Origin of the sequence: Xanthomonas sp. LMG 12459 (assembly GCF_009192905.1) — a bacterium.
In the GTDB taxonomy this organism is placed as follows: domain Bacteria; phylum Pseudomonadota; class Gammaproteobacteria; order Xanthomonadales; family Xanthomonadaceae; genus Xanthomonas_A; species Xanthomonas_A sontii.
Window position 1 is genome coordinate 24,108 of the sequence record NZ_NSGT01000001.1, and the last position, 25,354, is coordinate 49,461.

The 25,354-nt window shown below is 70.2% G+C and carries 16 protein-coding genes and 1 riboswitch; of the genes, 4 read left to right on the forward strand and 12 right to left on the reverse strand.

The window, feature by feature from the left end; translation table 11 throughout:
• Positions 1–3 precede the first annotated feature (3 nt).
• From CEK65_RS00125 to CEK65_RS00135, 3 genes are all read right to left on the reverse strand, one after another.
• On the reverse strand, positions 4–1,974 hold the full coding sequence (locus CEK65_RS00125) for a tetratricopeptide repeat protein (RefSeq protein ID WP_193314645.1): 1,971 nt from the start codon (positions 1,972–1,974) through the stop codon (positions 4–6).
• A gap of 635 nt (positions 1,975–2,609) precedes the next feature.
• Positions 2,610–3,428 (reverse strand): UDP-2,3-diacylglucosamine diphosphatase, encoded by an 819-nt coding sequence (locus CEK65_RS00130; RefSeq protein ID WP_017912885.1) that lies wholly within the window; start codon positions 3,426–3,428, stop codon positions 2,610–2,612.
• Positions 3,425–5,140, reverse strand: coding sequence for a GNAT family N-acyltransferase (locus CEK65_RS00135; protein WP_193312609.1), 1,716 nt, complete (start codon positions 5,138–5,140; stop codon positions 3,425–3,427). The genes CEK65_RS00130 and CEK65_RS00135 overlap by 4 nt, the downstream gene beginning before the upstream one ends.
• A gap of 206 nt (positions 5,141–5,346) precedes the next feature.
• Between CEK65_RS00135 and metK the strand changes: the two genes are divergently transcribed.
• Entirely contained in the window at positions 5,347–6,558 is a 1,212-nt protein-coding gene (gene metK / locus CEK65_RS00140) for a methionine adenosyltransferase (RefSeq protein ID WP_010342184.1), read from the forward strand.
• A gap of 430 nt (positions 6,559–6,988) precedes the next feature.
• Here metK and CEK65_RS00145 read toward each other — a convergent pair whose 3' ends face one another.
• The 8 genes from CEK65_RS00145 to CEK65_RS00180 all read right to left on the reverse strand — a co-directional run bounded on the left by CEK65_RS00145 (position 6,989) and on the right by CEK65_RS00180 (position 21,660).
• Positions 6,989–8,206 carry a histidine-type phosphatase gene (locus CEK65_RS00145; protein ID WP_152180370.1) on the reverse strand — a complete coding sequence of 406 codons (1,218 nt, stop codon included), beginning with the start codon at positions 8,204–8,206 and terminating at the stop codon, positions 6,989–6,991.
• Between the two features lie 20 nt (positions 8,207–8,226).
• On the reverse strand, positions 8,227–9,327 hold the full coding sequence (locus CEK65_RS00150) for a Ca2+-dependent phosphoinositide-specific phospholipase C (protein ID WP_226980416.1): 1,101 nt from the start codon (positions 9,325–9,327) through the stop codon (positions 8,227–8,229).
• A gap of 86 nt (positions 9,328–9,413) precedes the next feature.
• Entirely contained in the window at positions 9,414–12,152 is a 2,739-nt protein-coding gene (locus tag CEK65_RS00155) for a TonB-dependent receptor (RefSeq protein WP_152180402.1), read from the reverse strand.
• Positions 12,153–12,599: 447 nt separating this feature from the next.
• The gene (locus CEK65_RS00160) at positions 12,600–14,549 is read right to left on the reverse strand and encodes an alpha/beta fold hydrolase (RefSeq protein WP_152180372.1); all 1,950 of its coding nucleotides are present in this window, start codon (positions 14,547–14,549) and stop codon (positions 12,600–12,602) included.
• Positions 14,546–15,526 carry a DUF4105 domain-containing protein gene (locus CEK65_RS00165; protein WP_081616536.1) on the reverse strand — a complete coding sequence of 327 codons (981 nt, stop codon included), beginning with the start codon at positions 15,524–15,526 and terminating at the stop codon, positions 14,546–14,548. Before CEK65_RS00165 ends, CEK65_RS00160 begins: the two co-directional genes overlap by 4 nt.
• 59 nt (positions 15,527–15,585) lie before the next feature.
• Positions 15,586–16,161 (reverse strand): TetR/AcrR family transcriptional regulator, encoded by a 576-nt coding sequence (locus CEK65_RS00170; RefSeq protein WP_017912480.1) that lies wholly within the window; start codon positions 16,159–16,161, stop codon positions 15,586–15,588.
• Between the two features lie 83 nt (positions 16,162–16,244).
• On the reverse strand, positions 16,245–18,959 hold the full coding sequence (gene ppc, locus CEK65_RS00175) for a phosphoenolpyruvate carboxylase (protein ID WP_152180373.1): 2,715 nt from the start codon (positions 18,957–18,959) through the stop codon (positions 16,245–16,247).
• 160 nt (positions 18,960–19,119) lie between these two features.
• Complete coding sequence (locus CEK65_RS00180; protein WP_226980417.1) at positions 19,120–21,660, reverse strand: prolyl oligopeptidase family serine peptidase; 2,541 nt, start codon at positions 21,658–21,660, stop codon at positions 19,120–19,122.
• Positions 21,661–21,810: 150 nt separating this feature from the next.
• A riboswitch (S-adenosyl-L-homocysteine riboswitch) is annotated at positions 21,811–21,910 on the forward strand.
• Between the two features lie 33 nt (positions 21,911–21,943).
• Here CEK65_RS00180 and ahcY point away from each other — a divergent pair.
• From ahcY to CEK65_RS00195, 3 genes are all read left to right on the forward strand, one after another.
• On the forward strand, positions 21,944–23,389 hold the full coding sequence (gene ahcY, locus CEK65_RS00185; RefSeq protein WP_017915311.1) for an adenosylhomocysteinase: 1,446 nt from the start codon (positions 21,944–21,946) through the stop codon (positions 23,387–23,389).
• A 256-nt stretch (positions 23,390–23,645) separates the two neighbouring features.
• Entirely contained in the window at positions 23,646–23,930 is a 285-nt protein-coding gene (locus CEK65_RS00190) for a ribbon-helix-helix protein, CopG family (protein WP_017909630.1), read from the forward strand.
• A 1-nt stretch (position 23,931) separates the two neighbouring features.
• The gene (locus CEK65_RS00195; RefSeq protein ID WP_017912972.1) at positions 23,932–24,231 is read left to right on the forward strand and encodes a type II toxin-antitoxin system RelE/ParE family toxin; all 300 of its coding nucleotides are present in this window, start codon (positions 23,932–23,934) and stop codon (positions 24,229–24,231) included.
• Positions 24,232–24,589: 358 nt separating this feature from the next.
• Here the strand turns inward: CEK65_RS00195 and CEK65_RS00200 are convergent, their stop codons facing one another.
• Complete coding sequence (locus CEK65_RS00200) at positions 24,590–25,351, reverse strand: class I SAM-dependent methyltransferase (protein ID WP_152180374.1); 762 nt, start codon at positions 25,349–25,351, stop codon at positions 24,590–24,592.
• Positions 25,352–25,354: the final 3 nt, after the last annotated feature.

Consider the following 25,354-nt stretch of genomic DNA (forward strand, 5'->3'; position numbering starts at 1 on the left):
TGCTCAGCCGAGCGCGTCCCGACGGGTGTAGGCCAGCACCGTGTCGATCCTCGACTGCAAGGCGGCGCGCGCCTCCGCCGACAGCTCTCCGCAGTGCGCGAGCACGAAATAGGCCGAGCGCAGCACGTCCCGCCAGCGCGGGTTGCTAGGCAATTTGGAGACCGCCAGGTAGCGCTCCATCGCCCGCGCTCGCAGGCGGCCGTCGTCGATGTTCACGCGCCAGATCCGGCTGCGCTCGGCCAACTCCAGGCGACCGGTCGCGGTGGCGCGCTCCCAGGTGTCGATGACCGCCAGCATCAGGTCGACCAGCGCGCGCCGGAAGGCATCGCGCAACGCAGGCGCGGCGACCTCCGCTGGCGTGTGCTCGGCCTGCGCGGTGTCCGCCACCGCGCCACGGTCGCGTTCCTGCAGGCCGAGGACGACCAGCCCATCGCCGCCGCGCCAGGGCGTGAAGGTCACGGCGAGCGGCGTGCCATGCCGTGCGACGATCTCCAGGCGCTGCGCGGCGCTGTCCTCCATCCGCTCCAGCGCCGCCTGCAACGCCGGGCGGTCGCCCTCGGCAACGCAGGCGAACACCGGCTGCCCGACCGGTTCGGCGTCGTCCGCACCGCCGAGCAGCAGGCGGCCGGCACGATTGGTGGCCAGGACCTGGCCTTCGGCATCGAGCAGGCACAGCGCGTCCTCGCGGCTGTCGAGCAGGGTCTGCAGCAGGCTGCGATCCTCGGCCAGCGCGTCCGCCTCTCGCCGATAGCGGGCCAGTTGCTCCTCGTGGCGGACCTGCCGTGCGGCTTGCAGCAAACGTTCGCGCTGGCGGCGACGCTGCAGCCACAGCCAGAGGCCGAGCGCGGCGGCGACGCCGGACACCAATGCCAGCCACAGCAGCAACGTGCGTTGGCGCAGCTGGACCTGGCGCAGGCGGTTCTCGCTTTGCAGGGCATCGATGGTGCGCTGCTTTTCGGCGGTGTCGAAGCGGACCCGCAGCCAGTCCAACTGGCGATCGTGCTGCGCGCGGACCAGCGCCGCGGCCTCCGCATTCGCGCGCCGCAGCGTGGCGATGGCCGCCGCCGTCTCGCCACTGCTTTCCTGCAGCCGCGCCAACTCCTCCAGCAACGGCACCCGCACCGGATCGCCGCCGGCGGCCGCCGCCAGCGCCGCGCGCAGGCGGGCCGCGGCGGCGGCCGCGTTGCCTTCGAGGCGGGCGGTCCGCGCCAGCTGCAACTGCAGCGCGGACGGCAGCGGCAGCGCCCATGCCTCGGCGAGCGCCAGCGCACTGGAGCTCCAGCGCTGCGCCTGCGCGACGTCGCCGAGCGCCAATGCCGCGCGGATCAGGCCATCGTGCACACGCAGTTCGTACACGCGGCGGCCCTGCGCCCGGTACACGGCAAGCGCCTCCTGCAGCCAGGCCAGCGCCTGCGGCGTGTCGCCGCTGTCGAGCGCCAGCTCGGCCATGGTTTCCTGCACGTGCGCGGCCTCGATGGCGTCGCCCTGCGCGCGGTTGGCGGCAAGCGCATCGCGGTAGTAACGCATCGCAGTGTCGGACTCGCGCAGTTCGCGATACACGTCGGCGATATTGGTCAGCACGGACGCAGAGACCGCGCCGCGCGCGCGCTGGATGTCCAGGCTCAGCGTCAGGTTGCGCAGGGCACCGCGAAAATCCCCGAGGCGGCGCAGCGCCGCACCGACGTTGTTCAGATCGCGCGCCTCGCCCATGCGGTCGTGCAGCGAGCGGGACAGCGTGGCCGCGCACTCGAAGCGCGCCAGCGCCTGCGGCAGGCGTTCGCGGCGGAAATCGAGAATGCCGCGGCGGCGGGTGAGCTCGTAGCGGAAGCGCGCGCCGCCGGCATCGCCGAGGTTGGCCTGCGCGCAATCCAGCGCCTGCTCGGCGGCGTCGAAGCGGCCGCCGTCGAGTTGCTGCTTGGCACGTGCGAACAATGCCTCGACCCGCGCATCGCCCGCCGAGTGCGGCGTCGACACGCCCGCCTGCTGCACGCACAGCAGCGGATCGGGAAGCGGACGCGGCGCGGCGGGCTCCGCGCAGCCATAGATCGTGTTCTGCGCAATCGCGGCCGCGCTCGCCGCGAGCAGGACGCCCAGGCACGCCCATCGCAGGCATGTCCGCGGCCGCGTGCCAGGCGCGGTGACGTTCGCCTGGACGGAATCGCCAGAAACGGCGGACCAGGCCAAGCCGAACCATGTCCCCATGGATCTGCGCGACCGGCCGCACAACGCCTTCCCTGGTTTCACGGTCTCCACAACTCCAGAACTGATCGGGATGCGGCGCACGCGCGCCGCAGCGACATGGATCAGCGTGAGGCCCGGGCGCGAACGTGGGTTCCTGCCAGGGCATGTCGCGCCGACGCATCGCAGTAGACCTGATGCCACGGAAGCCGGGCAAGCGCGCGCGGTGGTGATGCACACTACACACGGGTCATCGTGGAATAGCGGTCACACCGCGTTCTACGCTTCCGTCCACTGCAAGGACGGCGGTGCCACGCGCAGGGCGATTCGCGACAAGGGCAACTGCGGCGCGCAGGCGCGGCAGCAGTCGAACGCACGACCTGCCAGTCACGCGCCAGGCTGTGCAGCGCCGCCTGGCACGATCGGCTGATTCAGGCCGCGCGCGGCCAGACGTTCTCCTGCACCAGCCGCAGGCGCGGCGGCAGTTCGCGCAGCACGTCGCCGCGGTGCGAGAGCAGGCGCAGGGTGCCGTCGGCCTCTTCGGCGAGCGCGGTGAGGTTTTCGACCCAGTCGCCGTCGTTGGCGTAGACCAGACCGTCGCGCTCGAACAGCCCGGCGCGGTGCACGTGGCCGCAGATCACCCCGTCCAGGCCGCGGCGGCGCGCGTCGTCCAGACCGGCAGTGACGAAGCGCTCGATGTAGCGCTCGGCGGCGCTGCTCTGCCGCTTCAGGTAGTCCGCCAGCGACCAGTAGCGCATGCCCAGGCGGCGGCGCACGCGGTTGGTCAGCTGATTGCCGGTGAGGATGCGGTAGTACAGCCAGTCGCCGAACTTCTCCTGCAGGCCGCCGAACTGGGTCACGCTGTCGTAGTCGTCGCCGTGCACCACCAGCAGGCGGCGCCCGTCGGCGGTGGCGTGCACCGCGCGCCGGCGCACCTGCATCGCCGGCAGCGCCAGCCCGCAGAAACGGCGGATCGGCCGGTCGTGGTTGCCGGGGACGTAGATCAGTTCGGTGCCGCCGCGGGCCAGCGCGTGCAGCGCATCGACCACGCGCTGGTGCGCCGCGCTCCACACCGCGCGGCGCTGCGCCATCCACCAGAAGTCGACGATGTCGCCGACCAGATACAGCTGGTCGCAGCGCAGGCCGCCGAGGAAGTCGGCCAGCTCGCGTGCGTGGCAATGCGGCGCGCCCAGGTGCACATCGGAGACGAACACCGCGCGGCGCGGTGCCAGGCTGTTGAGCGGACTCATGCCACCACCTCTGCTTCGTTGCGGGGACGTTCGAGGTAGCGCGCGCGCTTCTTGCTGCGGATGCGCTGCAGATCCAGCTCGATCAGGCCGTCGACGGCGTCGTTGAACGCCGGGTCCACGCCGAAGGCGAGGAAGCGCGCACCGCCGGGTTCGCACAGATCGGTGTACTGCTTGTAGAGCATCGGCACCGCCGCGCCCAGCGCGTCGAGGTTGCCCTTGAGCACCTTGAAGGCGGTGTCGGCGTCCAGTTCGTCGAACGCCGGCGGCGCTTCCGGATACGGGAACGGCCGCGCCGAGGCGGCTTCGCCGCTGGCGTCGCCGTAGTAGCGGGCGTAGTAGGCCACGATCTGCTCGCGCGCCGCGTACGGCAACGCGGCGCTGATCGACACCGCGCCGAACAGGTAGCGCACCTGCGGATGGTCCTGTAGATAGGCGCCGATGCCCTGCCACAGGTAGTCGATGCTGCGGCTGCCCCAGTAATCCGGCACCACGAAGCTGCGGCCCAGTTCCATGCCAGCGGCGATGCGCGGCAGCATGCCCTCGCCGTAGCGGAACAGTTCGGCGGTGTAGAAGCCGGCCAGGCCGCGCTCGGCCAGCACCGGTGCACCGCGGGCGACCCGGTAGGCGCCGACCACGCGGGTGGCGGCGCCGTCCCACAGCACGATGTGCTCGTACCAGGTGTCGTAGTCGTCCAGGTCCAGGCGCCGGCCTGTGCCCTCGCCCACCGCGCGGAAGGTCAGCTCGCGCAGGCGGCCGATCTCGCGCAGCAGCGCCGAGCCGGCGCGCAGCCGGCCGACGCGGATCTGCTTGCCGTCCAGGGTGTGGCCGAGGCTGCGCAAACCGGCCACTTCCACGGCCAGTTGCGCCGGATCCTCGGCGGCGACCAGCGCCTCCTCGCTCGGCGCGGCCTGCCCGCCGCTGCGGCCGAGCGCGTACAGCTCGCTGCGCAGGCGCCGCATCAGTTCGGCTTCGGGCAGATCCTGCGGCAGCGCGCGGGCGCGGCCCAGGCTGAGCGCGATGCGGCGCTCGCGACGGGCAAACATCTCCCGCGCCAGCAGCGCGGTGCCGGCCGGCTTGAACAGCGCCGAGGCGCCGTAGAAAAGCGCCGAATTGCGTGCGTGGATGCGCACCGGCAGCACCGGCGCGGCGGTGCGCAGAGCGAAGCGCAGGAAGCCGCGGCGCCAGCGCCCGTCGGCGACGCCGCCCCAGCCCAGCCGCGAGACCTCGCCGGCCGGGAACACGATCACGCATTGCTCCTGCGCCAGCGCCTGCTCGATCGCCCGCACGCTGGCCGGCGACGGTGCGCCGCCGAGGATGCGCACTGGCAGCAGCAGGTCGCGCAGGCCTTCCAGCGCCCACAGGAAATCGTTGGCGACGATCTTCACGTCGCGCCGCACCTGGCCCACGCAGTCCAGCAGCGCCAGCGCATCCAGCGCCCCGGAAGGATGATTGGCGACGATCAGCAGGCGCCCGCGCGCCGGGATGCACTCGGCGGCGGTCGGTGCAACCACGTAGCGGGCCTGCAGGAAATCCAGCCCGGCCTGGACCAGGGCGAACCCGCGCAGGTCGCGGTTGGCCTCCAGGAACGCGTCCAGCGCGTCCAGTCCCGACCATTTCTGCAGGCCGCGCAGCAATGGCCGGACCAGCCGCGAGCGGCGTCCGGCAAACCAGTGCGGATAGCGGTCCTGAAGACGGCGTTCGAGTGCGAGCACGGCAAGCCCCCTTGCTGACTGCGCACAGCTTCGGCCGCGGCGGCGACACCGATCTTGCAATCTGACTACGGCAAGGTGACGGGCGCACCATGGCGCGCCAACCGGTTAACCTTGGGCAACGTCCGCCCCGGGCAGCATGCACGCCGCCCGGCGCCCGTGTATCATTCGCCTCCATCTTTTCATCCGAATACAAGGATATAGCCGCGATGTCCAGCTATCTCTTCACCTCCGAGTCGGTCTCCGAAGGCCACCCGGACAAGATCGCCGATCAGATCTCCGATGCGGTGCTCGACGCGATCCTGACCCAGGACAAGCGCGCGCGCGTGGCCTGCGAAACGCTGGTCAAGACCGGCGTGGCGATCGTCGCCGGCGAAATCACCACCAGCGCCTGGATCGATCTGGAAGCGCTGACCCGCAAGGTGATCCTGGACATCGGCTACAACAGCTCCGACGTCGGCTTCGACGGCGAGACCTGCGGCGTGCTCAACCTGATCGGCAAGCAGTCGCCGGACATCAACCAGGGCGTGGACCGCAAGAAGCCGGAAGAACAGGGCGCTGGCGACCAGGGCCTGATGTTCGGCTACGCCACCCGCGAGACCGACAGCTTCATGCCGGCCGCCATCCACCTGTCGCACCGCCTGGTCGAACAGCAGGCCAAGGTGCGCAAGAAGAAGAACTCGCCGCTGGCGTGGCTGCGCCCGGACGCCAAGAGCCAGGTCACCCTGCGCTACGAAGACGGCGTGGCGACCGCCATCGACGCGGTGGTGCTGTCCACCCAGCACGATCCGGACATCAAGCAGAAGCACCTGGTCGAAGCCGTGCGCGAGGAAATCCTCAAGCCGGTGCTGCCGGCCAAGTGGCTGCACAAGGGCACCAAGTTCCACATCAACCCGACCGGCAAGTTCGTGATCGGCGGGCCGGTGGGCGACTGCGGCCTGACCGGGCGCAAGATCATCGTCGACACCTACGGCGGCTGGGCGCGCCACGGCGGCGGCGCGTTCTCCGGCAAGGATCCGTCCAAGGTCGACCGTTCGGCCGCCTACGCCGCGCGCTACGTCGCCAAGAACGTCGTCGCCGCCGGCCTGGCCGACCGCTGCGAAGTGCAGGTCTCCTACGCCATCGGCGTGGCCGAGCCGACCTCGATCTCGGTCACCACCTTCGGCACCGGCAAGATCGCCGACGACAAGATCGAGAAGCTGATCCGCAAGCACTTCGACCTGCGTCCGTTCGGCATCATCCAGATGCTCGACCTGATCCACCCGATGTACCAGCAGACCGCCTCGTACGGCCATTTCGGCCGCACCCCGAAGGCCTTCACCTACACCGACGGCACCGGCGCCCAGCACCAGGCCACCGCGTTCTCGTGGGAGAAGACCGACCGCGCCGAGGCACTGCGCGCGGACGCCAAGCTGAAGTAAGCCGGCCTGCCCGCGCTTGCGAGAAAGAACGGGCCGCATTGCGGCCCGTTCTGCGTTTGGGTGTTGGGAACTGGCCAGTGGCGGAAACTGGCAACGGCCATGCACGCAGGGGTGTGCCACGCCGCAGGAACGCTTCCGCGCAGCAGCGGCTTCGGCCGCGACAGGCGTTGCTTGGAACGCGCGTCGCAACGGAAGCCGTTCCGCAGGATGGACTGGGCCTCCTTGTGGGAGGGACTTCAGTCCCGACGACGGAGGGTGTCAGTCGGCTGTCGGCGGCGCTTGCCGCGGCTGCGTGACAGTCGACTCCCGCAGGCACACACGCGCGCTACCGCATCGTCGGCGTGCGCTCAAGGGCGGCCGTACAGGCGGCACGGCATGTGTGCTTCGCCCTGGTCCGCCAGGCAGCAGCGATGGTCACGGCGGGAGCGCCTCAGCCGCGGCGCTGCAACGCGGCCTGCAGCAGCGCCTGGAACTTCGGCAGCGGACACAGCCCGGTCGCGGCGTCGCTGCAACCGGGAATCTGCAGGGTCTGCAGCAGCGGCGGATGGCGCAGGCTCAGCGGGGTCAGCGCGCGCAACTGGTCCAGCGACTGCGCCTGGTAGCGCACACGCACGTAGCGCTGGCCATTGCGTGGGTCGCGCACCTGCTCCACCACCAGCGCGCCGCCGGGGGGCGCGTCGTCGCGGCCGAAGCCGGGCAGATGAAAATGCAGGTCGAGCAGGCCGCTGAGCGCGGCGATGTGGGTGTCGCTGGCGACCAGCACGCTCAGCCGCGGCGCGTCGTCAGCGCCCAGCGTGTCCAGCAGGCGGTGCGCCAGCGGCGCGCCCGCGCGCGCGGCCATGTACTGCGGCCGTGCGTAGATCTCGAACAGCAAGGCGTGCAGTCGCGACACCGCAGCGATGCGCGCCGGCGTCGCGCGGCCCCAGCCGACCTGGTCCAGCGGCATGCCTTCTGCGTACTGCAGGATGAACACCTCGGCCGTGCCCGAGGTCAGGTCCAGCGGCCCGTGCAAGGCCAGGCTGCGCCCGTTCGCGCCCGGGGTCAGCGACGAGGGCATGTGCACGAAGTCGCAGCGCTCCGTGCAGCCGAGGATCTCCTGCATGGTGCGCAGTTCGCGCGCATACGGTGCCAGCACCGCGCCCGGGCCGCCGGTTTGGCGCTGGATCGAGGCCACCGCGGCGGCGGCATCGAACTCCACCGCGCCGGCTTCCACCGGACGGAACAGCGGGTCGTCGCTGCCCTCGGCCTGGTGGCCGGCCTGCAGACGGCAGCCGGGCGCGAGGGTGTCGGCGAGCAGCTCCGCACTGACGATGGTGCGCTGGTCGGTGTTGGCGTAGATGCTGACCGTGCCATCGGCCGGGCAGCCCTGCGCCGGCAGCACGCCATCGCGCAGCAGCCATTGCCGGGTGTAGTCGCCGCTGCGTTCCACCGCCGTGCGGCCGTGCGCGGTGAGCAGGCTCGGCGGCGTGTCCCACACCGGCCAGGGCTGCGACGCCAACGCGGCGGCCGCGGACTCGCCCGGCAACGGCGCGCGCACGCCGTGGCGGAACAGCATCCAGACCTTTTCGACCTGCAGTGCGGGCGCGGGCTTCGGCGCCGGCCGCGCCTGCGCGCCCAATGCCGCCACCAGCAGCACGACCGACAGCATCCAACGCGTTCTTGTTTTCATCATCGTCCCCAACATGGAAAGTCTAACGGCGCGCTCGTGCCGCATGCGGCCGTGACCCGGTCGCAGCGCGGGCCCGTGGCGATACCGAGCCAGTAGCCCAGCCGCTGCGGATCCGGGGCGCCGGCGTAGTAATCGGTGCTGATCCATTGCGCGCCGGCCTCCAGCGCCGCCTGTGCGCGGCGGCGGTCGTGCGCGCGCGCCTCGCGGCCATCGGTATCGGCGCGGGTGCGCACCAGGAAGCCCTGCGTCACCAGCGCGCGGATCCGCGGCGCCTCGGCCAGCGGATCCTCGATCGACAGCACCGCGGCTTCCGGCTGGTCCGGCGCATACCAGCCGAACATCATGCGGCCGCGCAGCGATGGATGATCCTGTCGATACAGCGCCTCGTGTCGCGGATTGCCGTCGAGCACGAACAGCAGGCGGCCGCGCGCCTGCGCCACCCGCGGCCAGGCATGCGCCAGCACCGCCTCGCGCAGGCTCGGCGCGTCGCCGCGCACGTCGTCGGGCACGATCAGGCGCGCACGCCCGACCACCTCGGCGATGTCGCGGTCCAGCGCGTCCAGGTCGTTGGCGTCGAAGGCGGAACGGTGCGGCCACAGGCCCGGCACCGGATCGAAATCCACCGCATTGACCAGCACCACCAGCGGCGCATGCCGTGGGTGCGCGCGCGACCAGGCGGCGAGGATCGCCAGGCAATCGCGGAAGCGCAGGCAATGGCTGGCGTAGTCCAGGCCCGGCTGGTGCAGCACCTTGGCGCCGGGCGCGTGCATGCGGGCCCGGGTCGCCGCATCCGCGCGTGCATACGGCGCGGCGTACAGGCCGCCGTGCGGGTCGGCGGCCACGTCGAGTTCGAGTTGCCGCAGCCCCAGCGCGAGCTGGGCCTGCAGCGAAGGATGGCCATAGGCCAGTGCCGGCCATTCGGCGGCGTCGTGCACCTGCAGGCGCTGCCGCACCTGCGCGGTCGGCACCGGCCGATAGCTGTTGTGCGAGCCGAGCAGTTGCACCTGGTCCAGGCGCAGGCCGTCGATCGGCACCGTCACCGGCACCTCTGTCGACCACGCAATTCCCGGCAGGATCGTCAGCACCAGCCAGACGAACATCGCGGCGATGCCGACAACGCCCCACCCGCCGCGCGGCACAGGGCCGTGCGACGGGTGGCGACGTCCCGCGTGCGCAGGCGCCCGCTTCAGAACGTGTACTTCACGTTCAGCAGCGCGGTGCGGCCGGCATCGACGATGTCGGAGATCGCGGTGCTGTTGTGGCCCACGTGCGCCCAGTAGCTCAGGCGGTTGGTGAGGTTGGCCACCGACAGGTCGGCGCGCAGGTGCTCGTTGAAGGTGTAGCCCACGTGCAGGTCCACGCGCGTGATCGGCTTGACCCACAGGTCGTCCCAGGCGGGGTTAGGATCGTTTGCGGCGCGCCGGTTGAAGTAGTCATATACCGACACGTACTCGCCTGAGTAGTGGTAAGCCAGGTTGACCGACAGCGGACCCTTCTCGTAGAAGAGTTCAGCGTTGGCCATCAGGTCCGGCGCGTTCTGGATGCGCTCGTCGTGGAAGCCGTCCATGCCCAGGTCGACGCGGGTGGTCTGGCGGGTGACGTTGGCGCCGATGCCGAAGCCGTCCAGCGGTGCCGGCATGCCCTGCAGGGTCTGCCGCACCGCGGCCTCGAAACCGAGCACCTTGCCGTCGCCGCCATTCTGCGGACGCTGGTAGCGCACGTTGCCGGCGCCTGCGCTGGTGCCGGCGTTGGCCGGATCCGAGCCGCTCTCGTAGATATAGTCGGTCAGGCGCTTGTAGTAGCCGGCCAGCATCGCGTGGCCGCCGTGGCCGTTGTCCCACTCGCCGGACAGGTCGACGTTGAGCGACTTGATCGGCTTCAGGTCCGGATTGCCTTCGGTGATGACCGTGGTGCCGTCGCTGGAGATGTCGTATTTGGCGCCGCCGCCGAGCTGCACCAGCGCCGGCCGGGTGTAGCTGGTCCACACCGAGGCGCGGTACACCGCATTGCCGTCGCCCGGGCGGTAGTTCAGGAACACGCTCGGCAGGGGCACGTCGTAGCTGGTGTGGTTGCTGCTGAAGAAGCCGGGCAGTTCGTTGCCGTTGGCGTCTTCGGGCATGGTCCAGAAGGTGTTGCGGATGCTGGTGTGCTCGAAGCGCACGCCCGGGATCACCTCCAGGTCGCCGCTGCGGAACGTGGCCATCGCATAGGCGGAGGTCACCGCTTCGTCGCCACGCATGGTCGCGCAGTTCTGGTTGTTGATCGCCAGGCTGTTGCTGCCACAGGTGTCGAGGCTGGCCGCGGTCAGGTGCTGGGCGATCATCGCCTTCAGTCCGCCGTTGCTCAGCTTGACCGTCGGCCATGCGTACTTGCCCGGATACACCGCGTCGTACTGGCCGACCACCAGGCCGGTGTCGCGCAGCAGGGTGCCGTCGGTGAACTTGCTGTTGGTCCAGTCGCGCGAGGTGAAGTCGCGCGAGCTGTCGACGTACTTCACGCCGAACTGGAGGTTGCTCAGCGCGCCCTGGTCGAAGTCGTAGCGCACGTCGAACTTGGCGCCGCCCTTGGTCTGGCCGCTGTAGGACTTGGTCAACTGGCCGTAGCGACGCGCGTACAGGCTGCCGATGTCGCTGGCCTGGGCCTGGATCGCCGGGGTCAGCAACGGCTTGGGGAAACCTTCGCCGTCGTAGCCGGAGAAGGTGCTGGCGCCGCCGTAAGGGAACTGGGTGGAAACGTATTGGTCCACGCGCGCGGAAATTTCCACGTGGTCCGGGCGATCGTTGTCGCCATAGCTGTAGAACAGGTTCGGCGACAGCGTCCAGTTGCCCAGTTGCTTGTCGGCACCGAACTGGAAGGTGGCCAGGTCCGCCATTTCCGGGTTGGTCTCGTACCAGTAACGCACCGCCACGCGGTTGATCTGCGGCTGGTACACGCCGCTGGTGCCGATCTGCGCCAGGCTCACGTTGGCCGGCACCAGCTGGGTGTAGCCGGTGTTCTGCTCGGTCTTGGCGTAGGCGTAGGTGGCGCGCGCGTACAGCTGCAGGCTCGGGTCGACGTGCCAGTCGAAGGACACGTTGCCGCCGTAGCGCGTGGTGTCGCCGGCCGAGTAGCCGATGTTGGCGCCGGTGGCCATCAGCAGGTCCTGCGGATCGTAGCCGGGCGCTGGATCGCCGCTGGCGGTTGTCCGCGAGAAGTACTTGCCAGACCAGTCGCCGCGCGAAGCGGCGGCGTTGGCCACTTCGCTGTTCACGTAGTGGCGCTCGTCGTAGTACGCACTGGTATAGATGCCGAACTGGTTGTCGGCGCCGAACTTGGCGTGGAATTCGCCGGCCGCGCCCTTGCCCAGGCCGTTGTCGCCGTAATCGCGCGCACGGCTTTCCATGCGCCCGCTGGCGGTGACGCTGCCGCCCATCGCCTCGCTGTAGTCGAAGCCGCTTGGGGTGCGGTAGTCGATGGTGCCGCCGATCGCGTCGCCGTCCATCGCCGCGGTGGAGGTCTTGTTCAACACGATGGTCTGCAGGCCCGACGGCGGCAGCAGGCTCAGCTGCACGCTGCGGCTGTAGGGCAGGCCCTGGGCCACGTTGACGCCGTTGATCAGGTTGACGTTGTACTCGGCGTTGAGGCCACGCACCGAGGCGAACATGCCCTCGCCGCGCGCGGCGCCGTCGACGCCGCCGAAGTACGACTGCCCGGTGTTGACCACGTTGACGCCCGGCAGCAGACCCAGCGCCTCGGCGATGTTGTGCACGGCGGTGTACTTCAGGTCCTCGGCCGACAGCACGTTGGCCGTGTTGGTCGCGGCCATCTGCATGTCCGCGGCGTTGTAGCGGGTGACGGCGACGGTGATCTTGTCCAGGGTCTTGGCGCTGGCGTCGGACGCGGTGGTCTGCGTCTCCTGCGCATCCTGCGCCTGGGCCAAGGCCATCGGCGCGACACCGAGCAACGCGGCGGCGATCGCCAGTGACAGGCGTTTCTGAAGATGGATCGAGTGCGACATGAAAAATCCGAACGTAGGCGCGACCAACGGAACGGGCCGCAGGCCGGGCATGGAGGGGAGAGAGGCCGTGATCGTGTTCGCGGCGGCGCGCATTGTTGGCGGACGCGGCTGCAATTTGATGACAACGATGTCATCTGAAACCAAAGCCTGGCGATTCGGCGCGTTTCCTGTGCAATTCGGCACAACTGCGGCGCTGCGTGCGCCGCGATGCAGGGGTGGCACTCAGGAGCAAGCGGCGCGTCGGGCGCTCGGGTCAGGTGCGCGTCGCCGCGCGCGCAGGCGATTGCGTCGCCCGTCTGCGGATTGGCGCGGCGCGACCACGCAGCGACTCCGGCGTGCGACGACGCGAACGCGCGGCCCACGTCGCGGGCGGCGTCAGCGCGGCGCGGCGGCGTCCACCTGCAATTGCGCGTGCAGGATGCGGCGGATCTCCAGGATCGCCTGCGGGGTCTCCTGCACGCTGTGGCCGGAGGTGATCACCAGTTCGGAGACCGCGCCCGGCAGATGCGCGCTGCGATACGGCACCAAGCCGTCGTCGGAATCGGCCAGCGGCACCGCCGGATCGCGGCGGGCGATGATGGTGTGGTAGCGCACCGCCGACGAAATCGGCAGGTCCGCCGCCGCGCGCACGAACGGATCGGTGTCGCGCAGGTTGTCGATGCTGTTGGGCACGCGCACCGGCGCGCCGTCGGGGCCGTCGATCCCCTGCAGCAAGGTGTTCAAGCGATCGAGCAGCGTCACCGGCAGGCGCACCAGGCGCCCGGCCAGGCGGCCGAGCCGCCCTTCGGCGAAGGTGGTGCCGCGTTGCGGCGCGGCGATGAAGATGGCGCGGTCCACCTCCGGCAACGGCGCGAAGCGCAGTAGCGGCTGCAACTGCGCCAGCGCCTGGGGGTCCAGCGGGCGCCGGTCGCCGCGCGCACTGATCAGGTCGTTCCACAGCGTGTCGCCGGAGTCGCTGACCAACAGGCGCCCGATCACCCCGCCCATGCTGTGGCCGATCAGGACCATGTGCTGCGAGGCCGGCGCCTGCCCCTGCGGATCGAAATGGCGCAGGGTCTGCTGCAGCAGCGTCTCGATCTGCGCGCGGTTCCAGGCGATCGGCATGTTGGTCGGGTAGTAGACCTGCCAGATCTGGTAGTGGCGGCGCAGTTGTTCGTCGCCCATCAGTTCGTTGGCGACGTTGACCCAGGCCTCCGGACTGCTGGCCAGGCCGTGCAGCATCAGGATGATGCGCCGGTCCGGATCGTACGGCTGCATCAGGTACAGATGCGGCTGGTCGATGCCATCCTCGCGGCCGAGCATGGAGCGCAGCGACTGCCGCGCGAAGCCGGCACGGGCCAGCCACAGGCCATAGGCCGCAGTGAAGTTGGCCGCCAGCGGCAGGCGCTGGCCGTGCACCTCGACCTCGCCGTCGCGGTACGGATCGTAGGGCGCGACCACCACGCTGCGGGTGTCCAGCACCTGCGCCAGGCTGTCGCCGTCGAAGCGCAGCAGCACCGTGGTCGGCGCATACGGCATCTCGCTGAACGCGGGCGCGTGCAGGTTTGGCGCGGCCTTGGCGGCCGCCGCCGCGGTCGGATCGCCGACCTTGGCCGGCGCGATCTCCGCGACCAGTTCGGCGCCGAAGCCGTCGCGGCGGTAGGTGCTGCGCAAGCCATCGAAGCGCAGCGTCGACGCCGGCAGCATCGCGTCCGGCCGTGCCACGCCACCCGGCAGGCGGAAGCTGCCCATGTCCGCGCGCACCTGCCAGCCGGCCGTGCGCAGCGTGTCGTCGTCGTGTAACTCGCCGCTGGCGCTGCCGGCGCGCCAGCGCAGGAACAGCTCGCCGACCACCTGCTGCACGGCGTAGTTGTAGTAGTCGCGCACCTGGGTCTGCCGGTCCTCGAAGGCGCGCGCACTGGCCGGGCGCTGGGTGTAGAACAGGTAGGCGTAAGCGTAGCGCGCCGCCTCCAGCCAGGCCTGCAGCGTCGCGTCGTCCAGCGCCCTCGCCTGCCGCGGCGTGCGCACATTGGCCGCATGCACCCACAGCTCCGACAGGGTCGCCAGCCGCCGCTCCTGGTCCAGCCCCTGCAGGGCGCGCAGCTGCGTGGCGCAGGCCGCAACGTCGGCCTCGCAGGTCTTGGGGTCGAGCGCGAGCACGCGCAACGTCTCCAGACTGGCATCGCTGAGTTTGCCTGTGCTGAGCACGTCGCCGCGCTGGGTGGCGATGTAGTCGGCAGCGCTGCGCGACTGCACGCTGACCATCGCACAACCGCTGCCGAGCAGCAGCCCGGCAGCCAGCAGCGCGGTGCCCGCGCACCGCGCAAGACGTGAGTACAAGATCATGGCGCGACGGCGGGATCGTCGCCGGGAATGCCGGCGCGGATGCGCGTGGAGAAGTCGTCGCCAACGCCAGCCGCGCGCGCGCGTTCGCCGATGCGGCCGCGCGCGCGCAGCGTGGCCAGGCTGTAGCCGGGCACGAAGCCGTGCTGCGCGTAGACGTAAGACGGCAGGTAGCCGGACAGCAGCAGGCGGATGTCGAGCGGCAGTGCGGGATCGAGCTTGCGCGCCAGCTCGAACACGATGGTGGTGCAGTTGCTGGTGGCGGTGTTGTAGAACCGCGGCGTGCGCTGCAGTTGCTGCGCCCGCGCCACATAGCCCAGGAACAGCTGGCGCAGTTGCGCACGCGACAGGTTGAGCCGGTACAGATAGACGTCCTCGCCGCGCACGTTGCTACGCACCGCCAGGATGTCGCGTTCGTCGGCGGCGACCATCACCTGCTCGAAATTGCGGAAGAACCCGGCCAGCGCCGAGAACGCCTCGCCGCGCTCCTTGCGGATCTCCAGCGAGAACACCACGCGACGGCCGTCGTCGAAGCCGAACGAGACCAGGGTGTGGGCGATCGCCGGCCCCATCCAGTACGACAGCGTCAGGTCCGCCGAGGCCAGCCGCTCCAGGTCGTAGCGGCGCGTCTCCCAGCGCGGGGTGTAGTCGTGGTCGCTGCGCCAGGCGAAATTGCGCACGTTGTGCAGGGTCACCACGTGCCCGTCCACCTGCGGCTGCAACAGTTGCGCGACATCGTCGGCCCAGTCGCGGTTCTGCTGCGGCTGCAGCGCCGACCAGCCCACCGCCATGCCGGCGCAGCCGACCGCGAACAGCAGCGGCAGCACGCGGTACTCGCGCGGATGCCGCAGCCCCCACAGCGCCGCGCCGCCCAAGGCGGCCCACAGCAGCGCAGAGCCGTAGCGCACCACCGCGCCGGTATGCGGCAGATAGCTCAGGAACAGCGCGCCCCACAGGCTGGCGCCGAGCACCGCCAGCATCGCCAGTGCGTGCGCCAGCCGCCATGGCCAGGCGCGTCGACGCGCGGCGCCGTCGGCGCTCACAACTCGGCCGCCGCCGCGGGCGTGGCCAGGGCGTGGCACAGCAGGCGGCAACAACGCTGCGCCAGCGCCTTGCGTTCGGCCTCGTCGCTGCCGCGCTGGCAGGCGCCGAGCATGTCCATCGCCAGGGCCAGGTCCTGCTCGCCCAGGTCCGCGCGGCACAGGCCGGCGGCGATCGCACGCTGCAGGTACGGCAGCAGGATCGCCATCGCCCGCGTATGCGCCGCGGCGATCGTCGGATGCTCGCGCGGCATCGACCGCCAGTAGTCGGCCAGCGGCGCCGACATCGCGATGTGTTCGGCGACGTCGTACATCAGCAGGAACAGCCCGTCCGGCCGCGTACCGATCTCGCGCGCGCAGCCCTCCAGGCCGTCGAGGCCGCGTTCCAGCAGGGCAGCCATCAGTTCGGTGCGGTCGGCGAAATGGCGGTACAGGGTGGCGCGGCCGAGGCCGGCGCGCTCCACCACCAGTTCCAGCGGCGCCAGCACGCCGTGCGCGCAGAACACCTCGTCGGCGGCGTCCAGCAACAGGCGGCGGCGGTGGGCGGTATCGGCTCGCATTTCCATGCGCGGCATTATCGGACAATTTTGTCCGCTTGCAAGCGGATCACGGTCGGCCGCCGCCGGTACCCACCGACGGCGCCCTGGAAGCACTGGGCTCAGCCGGTGTTCTGCACGCCCTGGGCGACGCCGTTGACGCAGGCCACCAGCGCCCGCAGCAATTCCTCGTCTTCGCCGTCGGTGGCGCGCCAGCGCTGCAGCAGGTCCACCTGCAGCACGCTGATCGGGTCGATGTACGGATTGCGCAGACGGATCGACAAGGCCAGGCGGGGATCGTGCTGCAGCAGCGACGACTGCCCGGTCAGCGCCTTCACCCAGCCCTTGGTCAGCGCGAGTTCGTCGCGGATGCGCGGGAAGAAGCGCGCGTGCAGCGGCCCGGACAGGCGTGAGAACATCTCGGCGATGTTGAGGTCGCCCTTGGACAGCACCATGGCGATGTCGTCGAGGAAGGTGCGGAAGAACGGCCAGTCCGCGGCCATCGCGCGCAGCGCGTCCTCGTGGCCGGCGTCCACCGCCGCCTGCAGGCCGCTGCCCACGCCGTACCAGCCCGGGATCACCGCGCGCGCCTGGCTCCAGGCGAATACCCAGGGAATCGCCCGCAGGTTGGACAGCGCGGCATCCTGGCCGAGCCGCCGCGACGGCCGCGAGCCCAGGGTCATGCGCTCGATCACGTCGATCGGCGTGGCCAGGCGGAAATAGCGCATGAACTCGGCATCGCCGACGAAGCCGCGGTACGCCTGGCTGCTGTGCTCGGCGACCAGGTCCATCACCGGCCGCCAGCCGGCCTCGCGCGCATCGGCCGCACGCGGGCGCAGGCTCGACAGCAGCACCGCGCCGGTCATCTGTTCGAGCGAACGCAGCGCCAGCGCGCGGATGCCGTACTTGCGGTGGATCACCTCGCCCTGCTCGGTCACGCGCAGGCGCCCGTCGACGCTGCCGCGCGGCGCCGCCTCCAGCGCGCGCGTGGTCTTGCCGCCGCCGCGCACGATCGAGCCGCCGCGGCCGTGGAAGAAGGTCAAGCGGATGCCCAGTTCGGCCGCCGCCTGCAGCAGTTCCACCTGCGCACGCTGCAGGCCCCAGCGCGAGGCGGCGATACCGCCGTCCTTGCCGCTGTCCGAATAGCCGAGCATCACCATCTGCACGTCGTCGCGCGCGGCCAGGTGGCGGCGGTAGACCGGATCGGCCAGCAGGTCGCGCAGGGTCGCGGTGCCGCCGCGCAGGTCGTCCACGGTCTCGAACAGCGGCACGATGTCCAGCGGCACCGCGCCGTCGGCATCGACCAGGCCGCCGCGGCGCGCCAGCGCCAGCACGGTCAGCACGTCGGCGCGGTCGTGCGCCATCGAGATGATGTAGCTGCCCAGCGCGTCGGCGCCGTGCCGCGCGCGCGCATCGGCGAGCGCGGCGAACACCGCGTCCAGCCGCGCATTGCTTTCGTCGTCGGCCGCCGGCAGCGCCTGTTCGCCGCTGGCGTAGGGGCCGAGCAGGCCTGCGCGCGCTTCCACCGCGCGCGCGTCCCAGTCCTGCGTGTCCAGCGCGGCGGCGACCGCGCGCGCATGCACGCTGGACTCCTGGCGCACGTCCAGCCGCGCCAGGTGGAAGCCGAAGCTGCGCACCCGCCACAGCAGGCGCCGCACCGCGAACCAGCCGGCGTGCAGGCCCTTGTTGGCCTGCAGGCTGTCCAGGATCAACTGCAGATCGCTTTCCAGTTCGGCCGGCGCGGCATAGGCACCGGGCGCATCGTCCAGGGTCGCCTGCAGGCGCGCGCGCATCAGATCGTTGAGCAGGCGGTACGGCATGTCGCCGTGGCGCGGCCGCGAGCGCGCCGCGGCTTCCGGCAGCAGTTGCCGGTAACGCTCCAGTTGCTCCAGCAGCGACGCGCTGACCGCGACCAGGGTGGTCGATTGGCTGAGCAGGCTGGCGAGCTGCCACAGTTCCTTCAGATAGCGCTCCAGCACCGCACGCCGCTGCGCGTCGAGGGTGGCGGTGATGGTGGCGGCATCGACGTTGGGGTTGCCGTCCATGTCGCCGCCGACCCAGGTGCCGAAGCGCAGCAGCCGCGGCAGGCTCAGCGCCTGCCCGTAGGTCTGCTCGATGGCGTGCTCCAGGGTCTCGTACATCACCGGGATCACCCGGTACAGCACCTGGGTCAGGTAGAAACCGACATGCTCGCGCTCGTCCTCCACGGTGGGACGCACCGGCGAGGAATCGGCGGTCTGCCACGAGGCGGTCAGCGCCATGCGGAAGCGCGCCGCGTCGGTGGCGCGCTCGCCCGGGGTGCGCAGGCCGTCGAGGTTGTCGACCAGGCTGGCCACCATCAACTGTTCCTTCTCCAGCAGCGCGCGCCGCACCGCCTCGGTCGGGTGCGCGGTGAACACCGGCTCCACGTCGATGCGCGGCAGCCAGTCGCGCAGTTCGTCGATGCCGACGCCCTGCGCCTTGAGCCGGCGCAAGGCGTCGAGCAGGCCGTCCGGCTGCGGCGTGTCGGCGCTGCTGCGCTGGTAATCGCGGCGGCGACGGATGCGGTGCACGCGCTCGGCGATGTTGACCACCTGGAAATAGGTGCTGAAGGCGCGCACCAGCGCTTCGGCATCGCGCGGCGCGCGGCCGGCGAGTTGCTCGCTCAGCGAGGACAGCGGCGCGGCGCGCTCGCGGCGCGCGATCGCGGTGGTGCGGATGCGTTCGATCTCGTCGAGGAACTGCGCCGAGACCTGTTCGGCGAGCAGGTCGCCCACCAGGGCGCCGAGGCGGCGCACGTCGTCGCGCAGGGGAAGGTCGGGGGTGGCGAAGACGATGCTGCTGCGGGACTCGTTCATCGGGAAACGCATGGCTCGGCAGTGGGGGCGCCGCAAGCCTAACCGAAAAGGGATCGCGTTCCCGTCGGCCGCGCGACGGTTTCAAAGCGAACCATTTGCACTGCACAGCAGCGCCCTGCGCCACGGCGGCACGCACGTGCGGCCGTGGCGCAGGCGCGGCTCAGCGCGGCGTGGCGCCTGCCGCAGCCGGCATGGACGTCGGCGTGGGCGCAGGTCCCAGATAGGTGCGCAGCCAGCGCTCGCTCTCGGCCAGCATCTGCAGCACCGACTCGCGCGCGCGGTAGGCATGCGCCTCGTTGGGCAGCATCACCAGCCGCGCGGTGCCGCCGTTGCCCTTGATCGCCGCGTACATGCGCTCGCTCTGGATCGGGAAGGTGCCGGAGTTGTTGTCCTCGGCGCCGTGGATCAGCAGCAGCGGATCCTTGATCCGGTCGGCGTAGTTGAACGGCGACATCGCCTGGTACACCGGCTGCGCCTGCCAGTAGGTGCGCTCCTCGGACTGGAAGCCGAACGGGGTCAGCGAGCGGTTGTAGGCGCCGCTGCGGGCGATGCCGGCCTTGAACAGGCGCGTGTGCGCGAGCAGGTTGGCGGTCATGAAGGCGCCGTAGGAATGCCCGCCGATGGCGATGCGGTTGCGGTCGGCGACGCCGCGCCGCACCACCTCGTCCACCGCCGCCTGCGCATCGGCGACCAGTTGCTCGACGTAGGTGTCGTTGGGTTCGCGCGCGCCCTCGCCGACGATCGGCATCGACGGATCGTTGAGCACCGCATAGCCCAGCGCCAGGAACGCCTGCGGGCCCCAGTAGCCGATCGCGTTGAAGCGGTACGGCGAATCGGTGACCTGGCTGGCGGCGTCGGCGGATTTGAACTCGCCCGGGTAGGCCCACATCAGCATCGGCAGCGGGCCGTCGCGCTTGGCGTCGTAGCCCGGCGGCAGCAGCAGGGTCGCGGTCAGCTCCACCCCGTCCTTGCGCCGATAGCGGATCTGCTCCTTGTGCACGTCGCGCAACTGCGGCGTGGGATGGGTGAAATGGGTCAGCGCCACCGGCTCCGCGTTCGCAGCGTCGAGCCGGTAGAAATTGCGCGGCTCCCGCGGCGTTTCGCGGGTGATCAGCAGGCGCTGGCCGCTGGCATCGAGCAAGGCCTGCGGCACCGCGTAATACGGCGCCTGGGACTGGAACAGGCGCGTGCTTTTCCGCGTGTCCAGATCGTAGCGATCCAGGAACGGTCGATCGCCCTGCGGGGAGGCGCCTTCGCCGCGCAGGAACAGGCTGTGGCCGTCGGCGGCGATCAACAGGCGCGGGTTGCCGGCCGCATCGCGCTCCGTCACCGGCGTCCCCGGATCGGCATAGCGATCTTCCTGCGAACGCTGCACCAGCAGCTGCGGCGCCTGCGCGGGGTTGTCCGGGGCCACGCGCCATTGTCTGGTCTGGCGCGTCTTCCACCAGAACTCGTCGATCAGCGCCAGGTCGCCGCGGCCCCAGGCGATGCCGGCGAAGCGCGACTGCAGGCGCGCCAGCGTCACCGGCGGCGCGGTGAATGGCGCCGCCTGCAGCAGCACCGCGTCGCGCACCGCCGCCTCGCGCGCCGGATCGCCACCGTCCTGGGCCTCGGCCCAGACCAGGGTGGCCGGCGCGTCGCTGCGCCAATCGATGTCGCGCACACCGGTGCGCACCGCATCGTTGCCGGTCGGCAGGCCTTCCACCAGCGGCAGCTGCGCCACCGTGTGCACCGGCTTGCCGGCGCGGTCCAGCACCTCGATGGTGCGCGGGAAGCCACTGGCCGGCACCAGGTAGGAGAACGGCCGCTGCAGGCGCTGCGCCAGCAGATAACGGCCGTCCGGCGACGGCGCCAGCGACAGATACAGGTCGGGAGACGCGATGCGCTGCATCCGCCCGTCGACGTCGACCAGCGCCGGCTGCGCGCGTAGTTGATCGTCGAACTGGCGCGCGTCGGCCTCGTTCTTCAGCAGGTCCTGGTAGGTGCGCAAGGCGGTGGCCCCACCACCGGCGGTCTGCTGCACTGCCGGCCCGGTCGGCACCGCGTCGGCGGGCGGCGCCGCGCCCTGCGCTTGCGGCTGCAGCAACACCAGCAGTTGGCGGCTGTCGGGCATCCACGCATAGCCCTCGCCGGACACCGTGTTGAGCCGCTCGGCGACACGTCGCGCCCGCCGCGCGGCGATGTCCACCACCCACAGTTCGTTGGCGCCGCTGCGCCCGTCGACCTGGTTGAAGGCCAGATGCCGCTGGTCCGGTGCCCAGGCCATGCCGGCGATCGACAGCGGCGACGGCAAGCCTTCGATCTGCAGCTCGCTGCCGTCGGCGATGCGCAGCAGCCACAGCCTGTCGCCGAAGGCGAAGCGGCTCTGCGAGCGGGTGCGCGGATGGATGCGCAGCCCGGCCAGCTTGAGTTCCGGCTGCGCGACCTGGGCGATGCCGGGCAGCGCAGGCAACTGCAGCATCGCCGCCAGATCGCGCCGCGGGCTCAGCGACAGCTGCGGCGGTCGCGGCGCATCGACGATGGCCTGCAGTGGCGCCGAAGGCAGTTGGTAGCCGCTGTCCGCAGGATCGGCGGCAGCCGCCGCCGCGGGTGCCGGGGCCGCGTTGGCGGCGGCGCTGCCGGCCGCGGCCAGGGCCGCGCACAGCAGGCCGCAGACCGGCCTGGCGACACGGCGGCGCCCACGCACTGTGATCTGGTTCATTTCTCCCCTCTCTTTCGCATCGATCGAACTACCGACGGTAGCAGGGCCAGCGTCGCCCGCCCCCTGTCGATGGTTGGGCTTGGCGTGTCATGCACGCCCTGACCCGTGTTCAAGCGCCACACGCGGCAGCCGCTATAATCGGTTACCCCTTGTGCCGAGGGGCGCTGCGACCGGATCGAGACCGGATTCCCCGTCTCCAGATCCGGCCAGGCTCGGCGCGAGGCTTGAGCGACAACGGCGCCCGGACTTCGCGAGTTTCTCGCCATTGACCGGAGCTTTATCGATGAACGCTGCACTCAAGAGCTTTTCCACCGAGGGCGACTACAAGGTCGCCGACATTTCCCTGGCCGATTGGGGCCGCAAGGAACTGGACATCGCCGAGCACGAGATGCCGGGCCTGATGTCGATCCGTCGCCAGTACGCCGCCGCCAAGCCGCTGGCCGGCGTGCGCGTGACCGGTTCGCTGCACATGACCATCCAGACCGCGGTGCTGATCGAGACGCTGAAGGACATCGGCGCCGACGTGCGCTGGGCCTCGTGCAACATCTTCTCCACCCAGGACCACGCCGCCGCGGCGATCGCCGCCACCGGCACCCCCGTGTTCGCGTGGAAGGGCGAGACCCTGGAGGAATACTGGGACTGCACCCTCGACGCGCTGACCTTCACCCTGCCCGACGGCACCCAGACCGGCCCGGAACTGGTGGTGGACGACGGCGGCGACGTGACCCTGCTGATCCACAAGGGCTATGAGCTGGAGAACGGCGCCAAGTGGGTCGACGAGCCGTCCTCCTCGCACGAGGAGCAGGTGATCAAGAACCTGCTCAAGCGCGTGGCGGTGGAGCGCCCGGGCTACTGGACCCGCGTGGTCAAGGACTGGAAGGGCGTCTCCGAAGAGACCACCACCGGCGTGCACCGCCTGTACCAGCTGGCCGAAGCCGGCACCCTGCTGATCCCGGCGATCAACGTCAACGACTCGGTGACCAAGAGCAAGTTCGACAACCTGTACGGCTGCCGCGAGTCGCTGGCCGACGGCCTCAAGCGTGCGATGGACGTGATGCTGGCCGGCAAGGTCGCGGTGGTGTGCGGCTACGGCGACGTCGGCAAGGGCTCGGCGCACAGCCTGCGTGCCTACGGCGCCCGCGTCATCGTCACCGAGATCGACCCGATCTGCGCGCTGCAGGCGGCGATGGAAGGCTTCGAGGTCAACACCGTCGAGGACACCCTCGGCCAGGCCGACATCTACGTCACCACCACCGGCAACAAGGACATCATCCGCATCGAGCACCTGACGCAGATGAAGGACCAGGCCATCGTCTGCAACATCGGCCACTTCGACAACGAGATCCAGGTCGAGGCGCTGTACAAGCTGCCGGGCGTGCAGAAGATCAACATCAAGCCGCAGGTGGACAAGTTCGTGCTGCCCAACGGCAACGCGATCTTCCTGCTGGCCGAAGGCCGCTTGGTCAACCTGGGCTGCGCCACCGGCCACCCCAGCTTCGTGATGTCCAACAGCTTCGCCAACCAGACCCTGGCGCAGATCGACCTGTGGCAGAACAAGGACAGCTACGAGAAGCAGGTCTACCGCCTGCCGAAGAAGCTGGACGAGGAAGTGGCGCGCCTGCACCTGGAGAAGATCGGCGTGAAGCTGACCAAGCTCACCGACGCGCAGGCCGCCTACCTGGGCGTGCCGGTCGACGGCCCGTTCAAGCCGGAGCACTACCGCTACTGAGCCATCGGCAGGACATCGCCAGGCAGACAGGAACGGGCGCCGCGAGGCGCCCGTTTTTTGTGCGATCGGCGCAGCAAGCGTGTGGGGGAAGGGAGCTGGAAATTCGTACGGAGCGAAAGCCGCAGACATCGTCACCTTGCGCAGTCCCTGCTGCAAGCGGCCTTTTCCGGCCAGTCGGCCGACGCGCCTGTCCAGCCAGGCCGTCTGTACCACACCTGTGCTACATTGATTCCACACCAATCGCCTGGAGCTCCCCATGAGCACCACCACCATCCGCCTGCCGGACGCGCTCAAGGCCCGCGTCGCCAAGGCCGCGGAAGCGGCCGGCACCACGTCGCACAACTTCATCCTGGAAGCCATCGCCGAGAAGGCCGAGCTGGCCGAGCGGCGCGTCGACTTCCATGCAGAGGCCGAGCGCCGTTGGGGCGAATTCCTCGAAACCGGCGAGAGCATTCCCTGGGACGAGATGCGTCGCTATCTGATGGAACGCATTGAGGGCAAGGACATTCCCCCTCCCGCCGCCCGCAAGTTCGCGAAATAGCATGGCGCACGTCGAGTTCCTGCCCTCTGTCAACGAGGACCTACGGCGCATCATCGGCCATCTGGAACAACACGAAGCCGAGCATATCCAAGAGCGTCTGAGCGAGATCGTCAGCGCATCGAACGTGCTGACGGACAATCCGCTGATCGGCCGGCTGACGCGCCATGATCTGCGTGAACTGGTGATTGGCCAAGGCGCTCAGGGATATATCGCCCTCTACCGATACGTGGTGGCGCTGGATACCGTCTTTGTCCTGGCGATCCGCGCACAACGCGAAGCAGGCTATGCACGCGATGCATGAAACCGGGGCCGGTGCCCACGCTGATCTGGTCGATGCGTTGCTTGCCTGATTTGCTGTCACTGCCTCCCATGGCGCGGGCTAGCGCGGCACTTCGCAACCGAGGATGACATGCTGAGTGTTCCCCGCCGCAAACTGGCGATCGCGAAGCCAAGCGCCCGTGCCGGGTCGTAGCACGGCGTCGACCAGACCAGACACGATGCGCGCGGCTGCAGGCGCGGTTCGCCTATACACCAACGGGATAGCCTAGTCCGGCAGCGGCATGGCCGCAGACGCCGAATGCGATAAAGCCCAACTACTTCCGACGCCGCCACTCGCAGACCGGACATCGCCGTCAAGCGCTTGCGACGGCGCGAATCTCTCAGGCCGTGCGCTCATTGGCCGGCACGTACACCGAGATCTGGATCCGGCTGCGCGCGTGATACGGCGTGCGTGCCCAGTCGCTCCAGCGCGCCTCCAGGCGCAGGCCGGCGATCTGCGCCATCAGGTCCAGCTCCGATGGCCACACATAACGGCGGCGCTCGCTGAAGATGCGCGTACCGGATTCGCCCAGTACCACCACGCGCTGGTCGATGCGCTGCTGCAGCGGATCGGGCTGCGAGCACACCAGCATCACTGCCGCGCCATCGCCGTCGGTGTCCGACACGTCCAGCACCTGGCTGACCTTGCCGCCGCTTTCGAACACCTCCGCACCCGGCACCGCGCTCTGGATCAGCAAGCGGCCGTCGGGCGCCAGGCAGCGCGCCGCGTTGACCATGCAACGCAGCTGCTCGGCCTGCGTCAGCAGATACCCGAATGCCGCCACCGCGTAGATCAGGCCGAACGACCCGGACACCGGCATGTCGGCGAAATCGGCGCAGACCAGGTGCAGGCGTTCGCTGCCGGGCTTGGCACGCAAGGCCTCGAGCATCGCAGGAGAATTGTCGATCCCGGTGACCGGCACATCGCAGTGCGCGAGCGGCAAGCCAATGCGGCCAGTGCCGATGCCCAGTTCCAGCGCCGCACGGCCCGCGGCCAGCTCGGCGAGGACACCGACGCACTGCTGGGTGACGGCGGCAGGCCAGCGATCGTAGAAACGGTCGTAGATCGCGGCCAGGCGATCGTACTCGTGGGTCACGGGCATCCG

What these genes read in the sequence shown, in the direction of transcription:
- ahcY (WP_017915311.1), top strand. Translation starts at nt 21,944, where the DNA reads ATGAACGCTGCACTCAAGAGCTTTTCCACCGAGGGCGACTACAAGGTC.
- CEK65_RS00180 (WP_226980417.1), bottom strand. Translation starts at nt 21,660, where the DNA reads ATGAACCAGATCACAGTGCGTGGGCGCCGCCGTGTCGCCAGGCCGGTC.
- CEK65_RS00145 (WP_152180370.1), bottom strand. Translation starts at nt 8,206, where the DNA reads ATGCTGTCGGTCGTGCTGCTGGTGGCGGCATTGGGCGCGCAGGCGCGG.
- CEK65_RS00195 (WP_017912972.1), top strand. Translation starts at nt 23,932, where the DNA reads ATGGCGCACGTCGAGTTCCTGCCCTCTGTCAACGAGGACCTACGGCGC.
- CEK65_RS00190 (WP_017909630.1), top strand. Translation starts at nt 23,646, where the DNA reads ATGAGCACCACCACCATCCGCCTGCCGGACGCGCTCAAGGCCCGCGTC.
- metK (WP_010342184.1), top strand. Translation starts at nt 5,347, where the DNA reads ATGTCCAGCTATCTCTTCACCTCCGAGTCGGTCTCCGAAGGCCACCCG.
- CEK65_RS00155 (WP_152180402.1), bottom strand. Translation starts at nt 12,152, where the DNA reads ATGGCCTTGGCCCAGGCGCAGGATGCGCAGGAGACGCAGACCACCGCG.
- CEK65_RS00150 (WP_226980416.1), bottom strand. Translation starts at nt 9,327, where the DNA reads ATGTTCGTCTGGCTGGTGCTGACGATCCTGCCGGGAATTGCGTGGTCG.
- CEK65_RS00130 (WP_017912885.1), bottom strand. Translation starts at nt 3,428, where the DNA reads ATGAGTCCGCTCAACAGCCTGGCACCGCGCCGCGCGGTGTTCGTCTCC.
- CEK65_RS00170 (WP_017912480.1), bottom strand. Translation starts at nt 16,161, where the DNA reads ATGCCGCGCATGGAAATGCGAGCCGATACCGCCCACCGCCGCCGCCTG.
- CEK65_RS00165 (WP_081616536.1), bottom strand. Translation starts at nt 15,526, where the DNA reads ATGCTGGCGGTGCTCGGCGCCAGCCTGTGGGGCGCGCTGTTCCTGAGC.
- CEK65_RS00160 (WP_152180372.1), bottom strand. Translation starts at nt 14,549, where the DNA reads ATGATCTTGTACTCACGTCTTGCGCGGTGCGCGGGCACCGCGCTGCTG.
- ppc (WP_152180373.1), bottom strand. Translation starts at nt 18,959, where the DNA reads ATGAACGAGTCCCGCAGCAGCATCGTCTTCGCCACCCCCGACCTTCCC.
- CEK65_RS00200 (WP_152180374.1), bottom strand. Translation starts at nt 25,351, where the DNA reads ATGCCCGTGACCCACGAGTACGATCGCCTGGCCGCGATCTACGACCGT.